The 16,803-nt window shown below is 62.0% G+C and carries 12 protein-coding genes and 1 pseudogene; 3 read left to right on the top strand and 10 right to left on the bottom strand.

Going from position 1 to position 16,803, the window contains the following annotated elements; genetic code table 11:
- Nucleotides 1–151: pseudogene (locus tag ACE3UG_RS21550) on the top strand (IS481 family transposase); the annotation flags it as partial.
- A gap of 181 nt (nt 152–332) precedes the next feature.
- Here the strand turns inward: ACE3UG_RS21550 and ACE3UG_RS21545 are convergent.
- The 5 genes from ACE3UG_RS21545 to ACE3UG_RS21525 all read right to left on the bottom strand — a co-directional run bounded on the left by ACE3UG_RS21545 (nt 333) and on the right by ACE3UG_RS21525 (nt 6,395).
- A complete protein-coding gene (locus ACE3UG_RS21545; protein ID WP_374627756.1) occupies nt 333–1,205 on the bottom strand; it encodes an oxaloacetate decarboxylase in 873 nt (290 codons plus the stop codon).
- Nucleotides 1,206–1,300: 95 nt separating this feature from the next.
- Nucleotides 1,301–2,698 carry an MFS transporter gene (locus ACE3UG_RS21540; RefSeq protein ID WP_374627754.1) on the bottom strand — a complete coding sequence of 466 codons (1,398 nt, stop codon included), beginning with the start codon at nt 2,696–2,698 and terminating at the stop codon, nt 1,301–1,303.
- A gap of 59 nt (nt 2,699–2,757) precedes the next feature.
- Nucleotides 2,758–3,471, bottom strand: coding sequence for a GntR family transcriptional regulator (locus ACE3UG_RS21535; protein ID WP_374627752.1), 714 nt, complete (start codon nt 3,469–3,471; stop codon nt 2,758–2,760).
- A 250-nt stretch (nt 3,472–3,721) separates the two neighbouring features.
- Nucleotides 3,722–5,287 carry a NuoM family protein gene (locus ACE3UG_RS21530; RefSeq protein WP_374627750.1) on the bottom strand — a complete coding sequence of 522 codons (1,566 nt, stop codon included), beginning with the start codon at nt 5,285–5,287 and terminating at the stop codon, nt 3,722–3,724.
- Between the two features lie 487 nt (nt 5,288–5,774).
- Nucleotides 5,775–6,395: a flavin reductase family protein gene (locus tag ACE3UG_RS21525; protein WP_374627748.1), complete on the bottom strand. Its 621-nt coding sequence runs from the start codon at nt 6,393–6,395 to the stop codon at nt 5,775–5,777.
- A gap of 365 nt (nt 6,396–6,760) precedes the next feature.
- Between ACE3UG_RS21525 and ACE3UG_RS21520 the strand changes: the two genes are divergently transcribed.
- Entirely contained in the window at nt 6,761–7,414 is a 654-nt protein-coding gene (locus tag ACE3UG_RS21520) for a DsbA family oxidoreductase (protein WP_374627746.1), read from the top strand.
- A gap of 6 nt (nt 7,415–7,420) precedes the next feature.
- Entirely contained in the window at nt 7,421–8,827 is a 1,407-nt protein-coding gene (locus ACE3UG_RS21515) for an MFS transporter (RefSeq protein ID WP_374627744.1), read from the top strand.
- Between the two features lie 63 nt (nt 8,828–8,890).
- Here the strand turns inward: ACE3UG_RS21515 and ACE3UG_RS21510 are convergent, their stop codons facing one another.
- The 5 genes from ACE3UG_RS21510 to ACE3UG_RS21490 all read right to left on the bottom strand — a co-directional run bounded on the left by ACE3UG_RS21510 (nt 8,891) and on the right by ACE3UG_RS21490 (nt 16,790).
- A complete protein-coding gene (locus tag ACE3UG_RS21510) occupies nt 8,891–9,382 on the bottom strand; it encodes an Rrf2 family transcriptional regulator (protein WP_374627742.1) in 492 nt (163 codons plus the stop codon).
- Nucleotides 9,383–9,562: 180 nt separating this feature from the next.
- Entirely contained in the window at nt 9,563–10,297 is a 735-nt protein-coding gene (locus tag ACE3UG_RS21505; protein ID WP_374627740.1) for a transporter, read from the bottom strand.
- A 136-nt stretch (nt 10,298–10,433) separates the two neighbouring features.
- Complete coding sequence (gene mgtA, locus ACE3UG_RS21500) at nt 10,434–13,187, bottom strand: magnesium-translocating P-type ATPase (RefSeq protein WP_374627738.1); 2,754 nt, start codon at nt 13,185–13,187, stop codon at nt 10,434–10,436.
- Between the two features lie 305 nt (nt 13,188–13,492).
- Complete coding sequence (locus tag ACE3UG_RS21495; protein ID WP_374627736.1) at nt 13,493–13,840, bottom strand: hypothetical protein; 348 nt, start codon at nt 13,838–13,840, stop codon at nt 13,493–13,495.
- Between the two features lie 682 nt (nt 13,841–14,522).
- Complete coding sequence (locus ACE3UG_RS21490; protein WP_374627734.1) at nt 14,523–16,790, bottom strand: DUF1565 domain-containing protein; 2,268 nt, start codon at nt 16,788–16,790, stop codon at nt 14,523–14,525.
- Nucleotides 16,791–16,803: the final 13 nt, after the last annotated feature.

Raw genomic sequence — 16,803 nt, 5'->3', positions numbered from 1 at the left:
GCTTCAGACGGATCTCGATGCATGGCTGCTCTATTACAACAGCGAGCGAACCCACCAAGGTAAGATGTGCTGCGGTCGGACGCCTCTGCAAACCCTCATCGCAGGAAAGGAGGCGTGGAACGAAAAAATCGGCCACCTGAATTTGATCTGACAGTCAGGCACCTTCAAAACGGGTAACTGTCAGATCGGGTCGCGACTTCTACACCTAAGGAGCACGGCGCCGTACTCGCGCCCGGGCGAACGCCGCGATGACGCAGCAACGACGCCGCGTCATCGCGCAGACGAAACGAGGCGCTTACTCCACGCCCGCCCCCCCAGCGCGAACTCATCACTCAGTCCGCATGGGCCCGATCGAATGCCCACACTTCGGGGAAGCCCATCAATTCGCACATTTGCGGGAACGGGTACAAGTCGTTGTCGATTCCCATCGTGCCCTTGCCGGCCTTGATCTGCGCGTACGCGCGTTCAAGGGCGCGTGCGGCGGCCAAAAAGCCCGTCGCCGGATAGATTGCGATGGAAAACCCGAGCGACTGCAATTGCGCCGGCGACAATTGCGGCGTGCGTCCCCCTTCGACGATATTGCACAGCAGCGGCACGTCGAAGGACTTGCCAATCGTCTCCAGTTCCTCCACGCTCTCCGGAGACTCGATGAACAAGATGTCCGCGCCCGCCTTCACATAAGCCTCGCCTCGACGCAACGCTTCGTCCAATCCGAGCGATGTCCGGGCATCGGTGCGCGCAACGATCTGAAAGTTCGCGTCATCACGCGTCTGCGCAGCAACCTGGATCTTCTTGACCATCTCGTCGGCAACAATCACGCGACGGCCCGGCGTGTGGCCGCACTTCTTCGGGAACTCCTGGTCTTCGAGCTGAATGCCCGCCGCCCCCGCACGCTCATAGCCGCGCACCGTGTGCATGACATTGAGCAACCCGCCGTAACCGGTGTCACCATCGCAGATCAGCGGCGTGCGGCTGTTGCCGCAGAACGCCGTCACGCGATTGACCATGTCGGTATAGGTCGCAAGGCCGGCATCGGGCACGCCAAGGTATGACGCTACCGTGCCGAAACCCGTCATATAGAGACAGTCAAACTCCATCGCGTCGGCCAGGGTGACCGAGATCATGTCGTAGATTCCCGGCGCAACCACGATGTCTTGCTGCGCCAGTCGCGCCTTGAGTCGACTGCGTTTTTCTTGGGCGTTCATAACGATTCCAATAAGTCAGTGAAGCAAAATTGCCGACGCGCAGCACCCGTGCGCCGCGCGTCGTTGCAAAGCCGGACGCCGTATCGCACCGGGTATCAGTGACGCGATTTCCCCGACAACCCCGCATCGGCGAGACCGGCCGCGCCAGGTGTGCCTGCATTCGGTGCGATGTCCTCGAGCGAGCGCCGGTTGGTCTCGATGCCGAACAGCGCAAGTACGATCGCCATGGCGGCCAGCACACAGGCAATCGTCGTGAGCACGTGCTGAATGCCGCCAGACGCATAAAGTGCGACGACCATCTGCGGCGCGAGAATCCCGGCGACCCGGCCGGCACAGCCCGCCACGCCGTTGCCGCGCATGCGGTTCTCCGTCGCGAACAGTTCAGGGCAATAAGTCGCGATACCGAGCGCCACCATCAAATACGTCAGCGTGAACAGCAAGAAACCCAGCACTGTAGCCATCTCCACACTGGTTGAGTGCCCATAGGCCCACCCCACCAACGCAGCGAGCGCCGACACCAGGATCATGCCGTTCTTGCGGCCAATGCGATCGGCCACCAGCACTCCCACCAATGCGCCAGCCGGTCCGCCGAGCGACATCAATGTCGTATAGCCAAGCGACGATGCCATGCCGACGCCCTGCTTCATCAGGAACGTCGGCACCCAGACGATGAAGCCGTAGATCACCACGTTGATACCGACCTGCACACAGATCGCCACCAGCGTGCGACGAATCTGCGCGCGCGAAAACAAGTCCAGCAGCGTGGTTTTCCGCGCGACGACCGGCGGGGTCTGACGAACCGGTGGCAATACGCCACCGCGCGCCGATTCCGCTTCGGCCGCACGCAGGATGGCTTCGGCCTCGTCGAAACGCCCTTTCGATTCCAGCCAGCGCGGCGATTCCGGCATCTTGGTGCGCACGAACCACATGATCAACGCGCCAACCCCCACGATCCCGAACATCGCACGCCAGCCGATCGACGGAATGATGAGATAGCCGAGGAAGGTCGAGAAGAACAACGCCGAATTCGTAATCAGCGATAGATACGCCGACCACTTGCCACGCACCGCCGGCGGAACGAATTCACCAAGCGAGCCATAACCGACCACGATCTCCGCACCAAGACCGAGGCCCATGAAGAAGCGGCATACGATCAGCCACGTCATATTGGGCGCAAACGCACCGGCCAGCGACGCCAAACCAAAGATCGCAAGGTTAAACTGATAGGTAAACTTGCGCCCCTTGCGATCGCCCAGCACGCCGGCCGTGAGCGCGCCGATCAACATGCCGACAAAGGTCGCCGAGAGAAACGTGGCGTTGAGTTGCATCGTCGACCAGCCACTCTTGGCCAATGCGCCCAGCACGCCACCGGCCAGGTAGATATCGAACGAATCGAGGAACATGCCGCCCCCGATCAACCAAAGGATCCGGCGATGGAAGCCAGAAATGGGTAGCCGGTCCAGCCGGGGCCCCGCGTTTACCGAACTCAACATGCGCTGTCTCCTCCGTCGTTCTCGACGTGATGTTTTCGGGGTACTGCTGATGGAACCGGCTATTCCACTGCCAACGCGAACGCAATCGCGTCGCCAGCCTGGGCCCGCTGCGCACGGCCGAGCACCACGCTCTGCGCCGCCGCAATATGGCAGCGTACGATCGCCTCAGCCCAGACGCCGTTGCGCTGCTCGAACGCATCGACGATCTCGAGGTGCTGGCGTGCACTGCGCTCGCGGTCTTCGGGGTTGTAGGTATCGAACGTCCACTTGACCAGTGGCGTCTCTTTCATCGATTTGAGTGAGCGGTCGAGCCGGCCGTTGCCAGCGCCGCTGCTGATGATGGCGTGGAACGCATCGTTGAGCGCAAACCATCGTTCGGTCAGCTCAGCCGTCGGCGGCTCGCGCGCAATGTCGAACATCGTCACCGCGAGTTCACGCAACCGTACGACATCCTCGTGGGTCGCCCGCTGCGCCGCACGTCCCGCCAGATAGGGCTCGATCAACAACCGGGCCTCGAAAATCTCGCGCGCATCCTGCTCGGTCCATGCCCGCACGCGCACTCCATAGTTGGGCACGGCTTCGACCCAGCCCTCCGCATCGAGCCGGCGCAACGCCTCACGCACCGGCGTGCGACTCACGCCGAGGCGCTCCGCCAACTGCGTCTCGCGCAAATACTGACCGGCCGCGTACTCGTGTTCCGCCAGCGAAGTCTTGATGGCCAGATAGACGTCGGTAGAAGACAGCGTGAACGGGGTAGGCGGGGTGGACGCCATTGTATGCAATGTTTTCAAATATCTGGGAATGGACCGCTCTACACGGCGAATTACGTAAACATTGTATGCAATGTGGCGAATTGCAGGATCGGTAATTCCCCTAAGACGCGCCTTCGCTACGGCCGCGCCCGCATCGGCGCGTCGCTTCAGGTTCCGGGTGCCCGGTGGGCGCGGCCGCCAGCGCTCCACGCCCCTCCCCAATGACAAACGGGCGCATGGCGCCCGTTTCGATGAATCGCACCGACATCGATCACGCGGCGGGCGGTTCACCCTTCGTCGTCTGCGCCGCTTGTCCGGCAGCATTGCCATGCCGGTGACCTGCCATCTCGCTATCGCCCGGATCGCGTTCGCGCATACGATGATGCTCTATGTTCTGCACCGCCTGGATCGCCGTTGCATCGATGCCGTCGGTCAACAGCTTCGGATCGACCCCGATGCCCAGCACCATGACCGCCATCGCGCCGAGCAGCGCGAACTCACGACGGCTCACATCCATGAGCGACGCCACACGCGCATTGCCCACACGACCGAAAATCACCCGCTTATACATCCACAGCGTATAGGCCGCACTCAGCACGAGCGTCAGCGACGCCAACGCGCCCATCCAGAAATCGACCTTGATCGCCCCCATCAACACAAGAAACTCGCCAACGAAGCCCGACGTTCCCGGCATGCCGACATTCGCCATCGAGAACAGCATCGCGAACGCAGCAAAGCGCGGCATGGTGACCGCCACGCCACCGTATGCGTCGATCGACGCGCTCGCGGTACGGTCGTACAACATCCCCGTGCACAGCAGCATCGCACCCGAGACAATGCCGTACGAAATCATCTGCATGACCGCACCGTCGGTGCCCATCTCCGAGAAGAGAAACAGCCCGAGCGTCACCAACCCCATGTGCGCGACGGCCGAATAGGCCAGCAGCTTGCGCAGATCGGTTTGCACCAGGGCTACCAGACTCGCGTAAATCACGGCAATCAACGACAGCAAGACCATGAGCGGCGCAAGGAAATGACTCGCATCCGGCAATAACGGCAGATTGAAACGAAGCAGCCCGTAGCCACCGAGTTTGAGCATACCGAGCATGACGGCAGCGCCGGTCGGTCCGTCGAGATGCACCTCTGGCAGCCACGTATGCACAGGCCACATCGGCACCTTGACCGAGAACGCGCCCAGAAAGCCGATGAACAACATCACCTGCACGGCCAGCGGCAGATGCAGCGCCTGCCAACGCGCGATCTCGAAGCTCTGCGTCTGCGTGTACAGATAGAGCATCGAGAGCAGCATCATCAGTGAGCCGGTCAGTGAGAAGAAAAAGAACTTCACGGCGGCGCGGGTGCGATTGGCGCGTCCATAAACGCCAATCAGAAGATACAAGGGCAGCAGCGTCGCTTCGAAGAACACGAAGAACAACATGCCATCCTGCGCAGTAAACACGCCCTGCATCAAACCCGATAGCACCAGGAAGCTGCCGAAGTACGCGCTCATATGCGTCGTCACGGCGCGCCACGATGCCAGCACGACAATGATCGTTGTCACACCCGTCAGCGCCACGAGCCACAGCGAAATGCCGTCGACGCCCACATGCCACGACGCATCGAACGCGTCGATCCCGCGAAAGCGCTCCACGAACTGAAGACTGGCAACGCGGGTTTGAAAACCGTGCAACAGCGGTACGATCGGTACCGCCGAGATCACGGCAGCAACGAGTGAGGTGCAACGCACCGCATTGGGATGACGATCCTGGCCGAGCAGCATGACGAGCGCGCCAGCGACGATAGGAAGCCAGATGAGAAGGGACAGGAGAGGGAGCATGAGCGGTCCTGATGTGCTGCAACAAAAATTCAGCGCCAACGCGCTTTATCGACACAGCGACGCACGAGCCTGTCCCTCACGCATCGCGGGCTGCGACGCATGAAAATCAAAGCAGATCAATGCCTGCGGGGAGAAACGCCAGGCGTGGCGGCGTCAACGAAGGTGGCAAGCATACGCGTCTCGAAAAACTTTTGCATTGCAGCAAATTTTACAAACGATTGCGACTGGATCATCCGGGCGAACCGCCTGCGATTGCGTCGGCGCTGTCGTGCCCGCGCAGCCATATGCGGCAGCGCCGGTCGATCCGCACGCGGCGAAGTCAATCGAGATACATGCCGAATTCGGCAATAGGGCATTGCCGAATATGAAGACATTGCGGGCGTCGCGACACGCGACACGCGACACGCGAAGCGCGAAGCGCGCAAGAGGGGGGACGAGAACACACCGGCCGAGTATCGGTGTGATCTCGCGAGGAAATCGGTTGCGATCAGGCCTTCGGGCGACGCAGGTCGAACATCGGACCAATCTCCGCATAATCGCCGAGATATCCTGCCCGCATCACCGGGTGGGCCTTCGCCGTATCGAAGCGACCGTCCTCACGTAGGTACTCGCGGCGGATGTGCACCCCGACGACTTGCCCGAGCGCGAGCCAGTTGTCCATCGGCTTTGCGTCGAGGTCGTGCAGGCGCACGATCTGCAGCAACTTGCATTCGAGCGACGCTGGCGACTCGGCCACATGCGGCACATCCACATTGACCCCCGGCGCCTTCGTCAGCCCCGCCAATTCGAACTCGTCGACGCCATGCGGCACGGGCGCCGATGTTCGGTTCATCTGCGTGACGAGCGACTCGCTCGTGAAGTTCCAAACGAACTCGCGCGTGGCTTCAATGTTTGCGATGGAGTCTTTGAAGCCCTCGCTACAGAACCCGATGATGGGCGGGAACGTCGCGAAGGCGCCGAAGAAGCTGTAGGGGGCAAGATTGATCAGGCCCTGCGCGTCGCGGCTGGAAATCCAGCCGATCACGCGCGGCGCGACAATGGCCTTGAACGGATCGTGCGGCAGGCCGTGACCTTTGGCCGGGTCATAGAAATGAACGTCGTTGGACATGAGGCAGCAAAACCAAGGGTGGGAGGATTTCCGATGATGCTAGCGCACTCCCGGCGATCGATCAGCACAAGCGCCATCAACGCCACGCGCAATTTCGCATTGCCACACCGCTGCGACGCCCCACTTCGCGCTTCTCGCCGCCGGACTACATCGAGTCACCAGACAAAACGATTATTTTATTGAGCAAAACGACTTTCTTCAGCCGCCTTCTCTCGCATACGCTGCGAAAGCGGCATGAATAAACGCTTGCCACGCCGTCTTGGCCGGGTTCGGCGAGAATTGCCGAATTGTGCGACGATTGCCCCGTTGCGTCGCACCAGGCGACGCGTTTCTCATTGCACGCGCCACTGCGGCGCCGTCAGACCATGCCCGCCACACTCAAGATTGATTTTGTCTCCGATGTTGCCTGCCCCTGGTGCGCGATCGGCCTTGCTTCGCTGAAGACCGCACTCGGCCGCCTGGGCGACGAGGTCGATGCCGACCTGCATTTCAGCCCCTTCGAACTGAATCCCGACATGCCGGCGCAAGGCGTGCCGCTTGCCGATTACATGGCGCACAAGTATGGGCTGTCGCCAGAGCAGTTGGCGCAGAATCAGGCGAACATCAGCACACGGGCGGCGGCCGAGGGATTCCCCATGCGCATGGATCTGCGCACGCACGCGTACAACACGTTCGACGCACATCGTCTGCTGTACTGGGCACAGACCGTTGGCAACGACAAGCAGCTTGCCCTCAAGGATGCGCTGTTGCGCGCCTATTTCGTCGACGGCAAGCGCACGAGCGATCCGGAAGTGCTCGTCGACGCCGCGCAGCAAGCCGGCCTCGACACGGCGCGGGCGCGCGCGATCCTCGCCTCGGACGAATACGTCGAGCAGGTCCGCGCGCTGGAGCGTCACTATCAGAATCTCGGCATCCGCTCGGTGCCGGCGATCATCTTCAACAACCGGCATCTCGTGAGCGGTGGCCAACCGCCGGAAGTCTTCGAACAGGCCATCCGTCAAATTCTGGCCGAGGGCTGACCCATCATGTCGTCGCTGCCACCCACCGCCGAAACCCCGGCGGCCAGCGCCGCTGTTGCGGCGCAATCTCACGAGCCCCCCGTCACGGGCCGCGGCCTCGCCATGACGGCGATCCTGCTCGCCGTCTCGCTCGCGAGTCTCGACACCGCGATCGCCAACACGGCCCTGCCGCAGATGGCGCTCGATCTGAACACGACGCCCTCGGCATCGGTCTGGATCGTGAACGCCTACCAATTGGCGATGGTGGCGACGCTGCTCCCGTTCGCATCGCTGGGCGAGCGCATTGGCCACAAGCGCGTGTTCATGTCGGGCGTGGCGGTGTTTCTTGTGGCGTCGCTGCTGTGTGCGCTGTCGCCGACACTTGGGTTTCTCGCCAGTGCGCGTGTGTTGCAAGGGGTGGGCGCCGCCGCAGTGATGAGCGTCAACATCGCGCTCATTCGCTTCCTGTACCCGGCGCATCAGCTTGGGCGCGGCGTTGGCTTGAACGCCCTGATCGTGGGTATTTCGTTCGCCATCGGGCCGACGGTTGCGTCGCTCGTGCTCGCGTTTGGAAGTTGGCCGTGGCTGTTCCTGATCAACGTGCCGACGGCGTTGCTGGCGTTGGCATTCTCGCGTCGCAACCTGCCGGACACGCCACGCAGCGAGCATAAGCCGGACATGGTTGCCGCGTTGCTCAATGTGGCAACGTTTGCGCTGTTGATCTTTGCGCTGAGTCAGAGCGCACAGCGCGCCGATTGGCGTCTGACGCTGGCCTGCTTTGTCGGGGCACTGGTGTTCGGCTGGGCGTTGATTCGCCGCGAGCGCGGCCATCGCGCGCCGATGCTGCCGGTCGATTTGCTGCGTCTGCCCGCGTTTGCGCTCTCGACGATCACGGCCATCTGTGCGTTTGCGACGCAAGGACTTGGGCTCGTGTCGCTGCCGTTCTATTTCGAAAACGTGTTGCATCGCAGCCCCATCGAGACGGGCTTTTTGATGACACCGTGGCCGTTCTTCGTGGCAGCGATTGCGCCATTGGCAGGGCGGCTGTCGGACCGCTATCCGCCTGGCGCGCTCGGCGCGATCGGTCTGGGGATGTTGAGCGCGGGCATGGGGTTGCTCGCGATCATGCCCGAGCACGCACAACTGTGGGACATCGGCTGGCGGATGGCGTTGTGCGGCCTGGGCTTCGGCTTCTTCCAGTCGCCGAACCTGAAAGCCTTCATGCACAGCGCACCGCCCGAGCGCAGTGGCGGTGCGAGCGGCATGGTGGGCACATCGCGGCTGTTGGGCCAGGCGACGGGAGCCGCGCTCGTCGCCCTGGCACTCGGTGTCGCGGGCGCACGTGGTCCGACGTGGGCACTGGCGTGGGGTGCAGCGTTCTCCACCGCAGGGTGTCTTGCGAGCGGCTTGCGATTGGTTCAACGTCGGGACTGAACTGCGGCAAACGCGCTGGTTCGGCAGCGTCGCTACCCGCTCGATTCGAAAGACGATTCGGGATTACTTCTCGGTGACGCGTCGTTTGACCTTGATATCAGCCACCGGAATGACCGCGGCTACCGCGTCCCCGAGCAGGCGACGCAACACGGCGGGTTTGCCGACCAGATCGGCCAGCGTGTAGCGGTCGAGCACCGCGAAGTAGGCGCGCAATGCCTCGCCGAGGACGCTGCGCAGGTCGCACGCCGACGTGATGACGCAAGCGTTGTCGCCCGGATGGAAGCATTCGACCATCGCGAAATCAGGCTCCATCGCTCGCACCACTTCACCAAGGCCAATGCGCTCCGGCGCGCGTCCCAGGCGAATCCCACCCGAGCGACCGCGCACCGTGTGCAAAAAACCCAGTTGACCGAGCTTCTGCACAATCTTCACGAGGTGATTCTTGGGAATGTCGAACGCATCCGCCACGGCCTGCACATGCACCAGTTCGTCGGGATGAACCGCGACGTAGATCAGCGTGCGCAAACTGTAATCGGTATGGTCGGTGAGTCGCATTCGGCGGGGAGCACAGCAGGAACGTACCGCGCGGCACGGCGTGCCGCGCGAAGCTTCTGAGAGGCAGTTTAACATGGCTTCGAAAGGCATCTTATTGCCCTACCGCCCTGCTGCCGCGTTCCGCTGCCGCCCCGATTGAAAGACTTGATCGACTTGATCGACTGGAAAGACTTGGCAGACTTACCAGCGAACGGTCATCCCGCCCATCCACGAATAGTCGTACGTCTGGGGGTTGAGGCCGCGCCGGTAGCCGACGTCGAGGTCCAGCCAGGGCTTCGGGCTGTAGATCGCCCCGAGAATCATGAACGCCGGGTGGGTCTTTTCGGCGAAGTCGGGGTTCTGCGACGTGCCCACGTCCAGGATGAGTTGCGTCGTCGGCAAGACGCGATAAAGCACCGCGCCCGAGACCTTCCACTGCGACTGGCGTTGCCCCTGCCGATTCGGCTGATAGAGCGCGCCCGCGTTGAACAGAAACGTCCATTTGTCGATCTCGTACTGCGTGAGCAGCGTCGCACCGGCGTTCACCCGGCCGGTGCCGAGCCCGCGTTGGTCGTTGCCCGTGGGAAAGGTCAGGTACGGCTTCACGCCGATGCTCAATGCTCCGTTGTCGTACATGCGCCACTTGGCGCCGGTCTCCACATCGCCGATTCCGTTGCCCGCACCGTCGGCGCGGTTCTGCAGGTGCGTGTAAGGCACGTCGACGTAGAAGTCGAGGGCCTCGCCCACACCGCGCGTGAGCGTGCTGTTCCAAAGCGTCTGGCGGCCGATCTCCGGCTGCTTCGACGTGACTTCGCCATTCGTCTCGAATTGCCAGTTGCCGTCCCCCTGCGTGCCCGTATCGTCGGTGACCAGCGGGTGTGCGGCGAAGGCGCTCAGCGGACAGCACAGCGCCAGATACATCAGTTGCTTCTTCATGAGTCGTTCTCTTTCTTACATGTGACGCCCCGCGCGCGAGGCGTCGGGGCGTTTGCGTGAGTTGCGCGCTTCCACCCCGCAGGGCGGAAGCATCGCATCACAAAAAATACGCGTTGAGGCCTCGATCAACGCCCGATCAGAACCAGCGGCCGAAGCGGCGGATGTAGATCGTCTTCACGACCTGGGCGAGCGCGATGTAACCGAGCATGGTCGCCACCAGCCAGTAGAAGTACGAACCCGGCAGTGCAACGAAGCCCAGCGCCTCGGCAAACGGCGAATACGGCAGCCAGCACGCCAGCGCAATCGCCACCGACGTCGAGAGCATGATCGGCAGCGCGGGCGTGCTCTGCAGGAACGGGATCTTCTGCGTGCGCAGCAAGTGGACCACCAGCGTCTGCGACACCAGGCCTTCGACGAACCAGCCCGAGTTCATGATGACCTGCCCCGCATCTCCACCATGGGCGTGGTAAAGCGCGCCCGCACCGAAGACCGTCCACATCAACGCATAGGTCGTGATATCGAACACCGACGAGGTCGGCCCGAGCCACAGCATGAAGCGCCGGATATTGCCCGCATCCCACTTGCGCGGCTTCTTGAGGAACTCCGGATCCATGCGATCCCAAGGCAGGAACATCTGCGAGATGTCGTAGACGAGGTTCTGCACGAGCAATTGCATCGCGAGCATCGGCTGCCACGGCAGGAACGCGCTCGCCACCAGCACTGAGAACACGTTGCCGAAGTTCGAGCTGGCCGTCATGTTCAGGTACTTGAGGATGTTGCCGAACGTCTCGCGCCCCTTGATCACGCCCTCTTCGAGCACCATCAGGCTCTTTTCGAGCAGGATGATGTCGGCGGTCTCCTTGGCGATATCTGCGCCGGTGTCCACCGAGATGCCGACGTCGGCATCGCGCAGCGCAGGTGCGTCGTTGATGCCGTCGCCCAGGAAGCCCACGGTGTGCCCGTTGGCCTGCAGTGCCTTGACCACGCGTGCCTTGTGCAACGGTGCAAGCTTGGCGAACACGGTCGTGCGGCCAACCGCTTCGCGCAACGCGGCGTCGTCCATCGCCTCGATGTCCGTGCCCAGCAGCGGCGTGCCTGGCTCGAGTCCCACCTGACGGCACACGTTGATCGTGACGATCGGGTTGTCGCCGGTGAGCACTTTCACTGTCACGCCATGCTCGCGCAGTGCGGCAAGGGCCGGGGCCGCCGAATCTTTAGGCGGATCGAGGAAGGTCAGGAAGCCGCATACCGTGAGGCCGGCTTCGTCGGACGTCTTGTACTGAGCCTTCGCCTCTCCTGCCGGAATGTCTCGCCTCGCGACCACCAGTACGCGGAAGCCGTCGGCGTTGTATGCCTCGGCGCGGGCAAGCAGAATGGCGCGCGCCGAGGCGTCAAGCACGCGCACCCCTTGCGGGGTCTCCACATGTGTGGAGACCGAGAGCATTTCTTCAACGGCCCCCTTGGTGATCATCAAGTGCTCGCCGCGCTCGTTGGCTACCACGACCGACAGACGACGACGCACGAAGTCGAACGGCAGTTCATCGATCTTGGTGAACTCGCGCGGTTGCACCGACTCGCCGATCTCGTTGGCACGCCGGATGATCGCAACGTCGATCAGGTTGCGCTGCCCGCTCTGGTGATAGCTGTTGAGCCAGCCCAAGCGCAGCACATCCTCGCGCTCGTCGCCCGCCACGTCGAGATGCTGCTCGAGAATGATGCGATCCTGCGTGAGCGTGCCGGTCTTGTCGGTGCACAGCACATCCATCGCGCCGAAGTTCTGCACCGAGTTCAAGCGCTTGACCACCACCTTGCGGCGCGACATCGCCAGTGCGCCGCGCGCCAGGTTGGCGCTCACGATCATCGGCAGCATTTCCGGCGTCAGTCCGACGGCCACGGCCAGCGCGAACGTCAGCGCGCTCACCCAGTCGCCCTTGGTCAGCCCGTTGATCATGAAGACGACCGGCACCATCACCAGCATGAACCGAATGAGCAGCCAGCTCACGCTGTTCACGCCACGGTCGAAGCTCGTCTCCACCCGCTTGTGGCTCACGACGTTCTTCGCCAGGGCGCCGAAATACGTGTCACCCGCCGTGGCAACGACTACGCCGGTGGCCGTGCCGCTCACCACGTTCGTGCCCATGAAGCAGACGTTGGACAGGTCGAGCAGGCTCGCATTGCCCTGCCCTGCGTCAATGCCGGCCGACTTTTGTGCGACGGCGCCGAGAGTGTCGTATTTCTCGACCGGAAGCGCCTCGCCGGTGAGCACGGCCTGACTGATGAACAGGTCGCGCGATTCGATCAGTCGCAGGTCGGCCGGGATCATGTCGCCCGCCTGGAGCGTCACGATGTCGCCCACGACCAACTCGCGCATGGCGACCTCGTGACGCTCCGACTCGCCGGAGGCCATCATCCTGCGGCGAACGCTCGCCGTGGTGCGCACCATCGCCTTGAGCTTCTCGGCCGCACGCAGTGAGCGAAACTCGGAGAAAAAGCGCAACAATCCGCTGATCGTCACCATGGTCAGCAGGATGGAGAGGCCCATGTAGTCCTGCTCGCCCGGATCGGCGAAATAGACGTCGGTAAAGTAGCTGACGGTGGCGAGCACCAGCAATACCATCACGAATGGGTTCTTGAACGCGCTGAACAATTGCATCGCCCAGTGGGGCGGCTTGTCGTGCGCGATTTCGTTGGGACCGTAACGGGTCTGACGCTGGCCGACATCGGCCAGCGTGAGGCCGTCCAGGTCGGTGCCCAGGGTGTGGAGGACGTCCCGCAGCGGCTCTGTCGCCAGACGGGCCACGGCGTCGGGGCCCGCGAGCGGCAGGTCGGAGGTTGTCGAGTGTTCGACGAAGCCGCGCTGCTTACGGCGCGAGCGAAGGTTTTTGATCATGACGATGTCCTGGCGCGGCTTACGCTGGCATGGCGGCCGGCGGGTCTCGTCAGGCGTCACCGGAGGTCAGGTCTCCGGAATAACGCGCGAACGCACCCTGCCGCGCCGCGCGGCGCGCGGTCGGTGAATGTGAAATATTGGGGATCGCCCGCCGGAAGCCCATGCGCCACGCGCGCGGGTCCGACGGGCCTCATTCGGCCACTTCCGTCTTCCATATCGGACTCCTTAAATTTCGCTTTTCGTTACACCGACGCACGCAAGTTCGTGCCCTGCACGTCCTCCGTCGGTCGATCAGCGCTCCTGCACTACCCGTGCATGGGCATGGCGGCGCCGATTGGGCGGCGGGCCGCGTCGTCAGACCAGACCACACGCCGCACGCTGCGTTCGCCTGAAAGGCGCATGACCAGTGATGTGAGCGACGCACGCGAGGCGAGCGGACAGTCGAGCGTGACGGTCGCCGAGGCTTCGTCACGATCGCTCGAGCGCGTAATGCTGACCTGTGTGGCGCGAAGGCCGAGGGCGGTGAGGTCGATGAACATCTGCTTGCGCAATGCCCCGAGGGCATCGGCCAGGCAGACAATGGTCAGACGCGACACCGGGCGAGTGTGCGTCGGTTGGCTCTGAAAAGCCTGAAATGTTTGAAAAGCGCGCATGACTTCCTCGCATGGCTGCGAATCGTCCGAACCGCACGCGGCAGGGACGACCGGCTCGTGCGCGCGCAACGTCGCGATGCCAGGAAGCATGCGCAAGACGTCAACGCCCAGCACGGGCACGACAATGGAAATTTTTGCGGGAATCGCGCCGAAGAAGTTTTGCTCAGCGAGAGCGTTCGTGGGCGCTAGACACCGCATCCTGCATGAGGACGCGGCACAGAGTGGGGCTGTGGATCCTCAGGCAATCAGTCGATCGAAGATCGACTACTACTGGCATCGGAATTCACGGACAAACCCCTGAAATTGAAGACAGGGCGGATGGTAACTGAGGCCAATTTGCAGCGTCAAGCATAAATTGCTGCGCCGCAACCAAGATAGGAATATGCCTATGCGCACGATGAACGTGACCTGAGTGAACTCTTGGTACCACGAGCGTCAAGCGGTTCGCAGCCCCTGATCCGCCGGGGTTCTCCAGAACGAATTCGGGGCGAGATTTTCGGCGTTACGAGGGCAAGTTGCTCCGGGCAAAACCACCAATTGCCCGGCGAATTCGGCTGGTGTCAGCGCGTTGAGAACAGCGTGAGGCCGGCTCGCGTCGTCAATCCATCGTGGCTTATCACGTCATCCACCACGTCTCTCCTCGGCGCGGGCCGGGCCACTCGTCTTTCATCCTTTCATCCTTTCATCCTTTCGGACTATGGATCGAGTTGGACGGATACGCTGTGTCTTCGATGGATAGCGTGCAACCGTCAAGGTTGTAAACGCTGTCGCCCGCCAGCGCCTTATTACCCAGGAATTTGCTCTTTTTTACAGTCACGCTCGTCGCTCCAACTTGCGATGCGCGGCTGATCAGGTAGATGCCCCCCCCATGCTCGCGCGCCCGATTTCTCAGAAACACAGTCTGATCGAAAGTGACGAGGGAACCGTAATCTTCATAAGCAGCTGCGCCATCGCACGTTGCCTCATTGTCGATGAAGGAAGAATTCCGGTGTGTCGACGTCACGCCCTCCCGGTCGAGTACCGCTCCTCCGTAGACCGCATGGTTACCACTGAACGTCGTATCGACAATTGTCAGATTTGCCTTGCCGAAGGCATAGATCGCCCCGCCCTCCAAAGCGACGTTCCGCTCGAATCGGCAATTCTGAATTGTCATCGTAAATCCGACCGGATCGCTGTATGGCTCAAGCGTCCGCCCGGCGCGGTAAGCCTTGAGCCCATTTGGCAAATAAGTCTTGCCTGCGTGATACGCCAGCAATCCGCCACCTTTGCCGTTATACGTAAAGCCGAGGGCGTTTCCCTCGCAAATCGTCAGCCCATCGAGTACTGCGTTGTTGGCGCCGTAGACGACATGCGGGTAACGATCACGGCCCTCGGCAAGCCTTGCGCTGAGCACCGTGCGCGGTGCATCCGAGCGGCGCTGCGTCAGCGCTGTTTCGGTTCCGGAAAATCCGCCATAAACCTTGACGTCGTCGTACAAGATGAAGGCGGCGATGCCATCGCCCCGCTCAACCGGGTGATAGTTGCCAGCCTTCACCCAGACCGACGCATTGGAAACCGACGCCAGTTCGATTGCCGCCTGCAGATCGGACAGCGCAGTCGCCCAGGAAAGGCCATCCTGAGTGGCGGCGGAAGAACTCGGAACGACGTGGATGACACTTGCGGAGACCGCTTGACGACGCACGGGCGGTCGCGTGTATTCCCCGCGATATTCGACGACGCCCTCGTTCCGCGTGTAGAACTGAACAAGCGTCTCCACGAGCCTGTCTTTCAGGAGTTGGGCGCCATCGAGATCCGTGCGGTAGCCAACGCCGCCGGTCGGCGGTAATGAGAGATCAGACAGCCGGATCTGGCCTTCGAGATTGCTGATGGGCAAAAATTCGGCCAATCGAATCGTCTGTCCGTTCGGCACTTTGGAACCGACCTCGGACACGATATCCTCGTGCCAGTTGTAAATGTTGTCGACGACACAATGGACGATGATTGGGTTGTTGTTGGCACCGGTTCCCTGATAAAGCCCCGCACCAAGGCCGCTGCTCGCCTTGTTGTCAACGATTGACACATTGACGAGCAGGGGCGAGGAGCCGCCGTCATTGCCCATACCGCCCGCAGTCTTCGCCTCATTGCGCGTGAGCAGCGCATTGAAAAGCAACGGTGTAGAGGCGAAATCATTGTAGATTGCGCCGCCCTTGTCCTCGCTCTTGTTGCCGACGAAGCGGCAATTGATGAAGCAAGGCATTGCGCCGAGATCATTACTGACCGCGCCACCGCGAAGACCCGCCGTATTGTCGATGAAATCGACATTGATGAATGTCGCCTGTCCGGTGCCCGGTTTGTGCACGTTGTAGACTGCGCCCCCTTTCGGAGAGAAATTGTTCTTGAAGACGCAGTTCCGGACGGTGGGGCCGGTCATGAAGTTGCGCATCCCACCGCCGACCACCATGTCTCCCTTCAAGATGTCGGCGGGCGAGAGATGCAGTCTGGGCTTGTCGGTTCCGTAAGCATCAGCGATCGTGAATCCATCGAGGATGGCCCGATCCGCGCCCAAAACGACGGTGTGCGTATTCTTGGTCTTATCACCCTTGCCGATGTTGCCGCTCAAGAGCGTGACGTTTTTGGCGTAATTTCTCTGGTCACGTACGGTTTCAGTGCCGGCGAATCCGCCGTACACATGGACATCTTCCTTGAGGATGAAGGATCGGGTTGCATCGTTCAGATCAGGATGGTAGGTGCCGCGCGCCACCCAGATTTCATCGCCCGAGGAAGCAACAGCCAAAGCCTCCTGCGGCGATTGGAAGGCGGTGCTCCAGCTTCTCCCATCCCCACTGCTTTTTGCACTTTGCGTGACGTACCAGATCTTCCCCTGCGCCGGCAACGCTTCCGCGCCCCCGCTGCGGACAACGAGTCCGGCACACGCGGCCGAGATGAGAGTGATAGCCTTCCTGCGGTCCATGTTCACTTAAAGT

Source organism: Pandoraea sp., from assembly GCF_041919235.1.
GTDB lineage: Bacteria > Pseudomonadota > Gammaproteobacteria > Burkholderiales > Burkholderiaceae > Pandoraea.
Note: the sequence above shows the minus strand (reverse complement) of the source record. Positions and strands in the feature narration are given on the sequence as shown.

What these genes read in the sequence shown, in the direction of transcription:
- ACE3UG_RS21525 (WP_374627748.1), bottom strand. Translation starts at nt 6,395, where the DNA reads ATGTCCAACGACGTTCATTTCTATGACCCGGCCAAAGGTCACGGCCTG.
- ACE3UG_RS21545 (WP_374627756.1), bottom strand. Translation starts at nt 1,205, where the DNA reads ATGAACGCCCAAGAAAAACGCAGTCGACTCAAGGCGCGACTGGCGCAG.
- ACE3UG_RS21520 (WP_374627746.1), top strand. Translation starts at nt 6,761, where the DNA reads ATGCCCGCCACACTCAAGATTGATTTTGTCTCCGATGTTGCCTGCCCC.
- ACE3UG_RS21505 (WP_374627740.1), bottom strand. Translation starts at nt 10,297, where the DNA reads ATGAAGAAGCAACTGATGTATCTGGCGCTGTGCTGTCCGCTGAGCGCC.
- mgtA (WP_374627738.1), bottom strand. Translation starts at nt 13,187, where the DNA reads ATGATCAAAAACCTTCGCTCGCGCCGTAAGCAGCGCGGCTTCGTCGAA.
- ACE3UG_RS21490 (WP_374627734.1), bottom strand. Translation starts at nt 16,790, where the DNA reads ATGGACCGCAGGAAGGCTATCACTCTCATCTCGGCCGCGTGTGCCGGA.
- ACE3UG_RS21540 (WP_374627754.1), bottom strand. Translation starts at nt 2,698, where the DNA reads ATGTTGAGTTCGGTAAACGCGGGGCCCCGGCTGGACCGGCTACCCATT.
- ACE3UG_RS21495 (WP_374627736.1), bottom strand. Translation starts at nt 13,840, where the DNA reads ATGCGCGCTTTTCAAACATTTCAGGCTTTTCAGAGCCAACCGACGCAC.
- ACE3UG_RS21515 (WP_374627744.1), top strand. Translation starts at nt 7,421, where the DNA reads ATGTCGTCGCTGCCACCCACCGCCGAAACCCCGGCGGCCAGCGCCGCT.
- ACE3UG_RS21510 (WP_374627742.1), bottom strand. Translation starts at nt 9,382, where the DNA reads ATGCGACTCACCGACCATACCGATTACAGTTTGCGCACGCTGATCTAC.
- ACE3UG_RS21530 (WP_374627750.1), bottom strand. Translation starts at nt 5,287, where the DNA reads ATGCTCCCTCTCCTGTCCCTTCTCATCTGGCTTCCTATCGTCGCTGGC.
- ACE3UG_RS21535 (WP_374627752.1), bottom strand. Translation starts at nt 3,471, where the DNA reads ATGGCGTCCACCCCGCCTACCCCGTTCACGCTGTCTTCTACCGACGTC.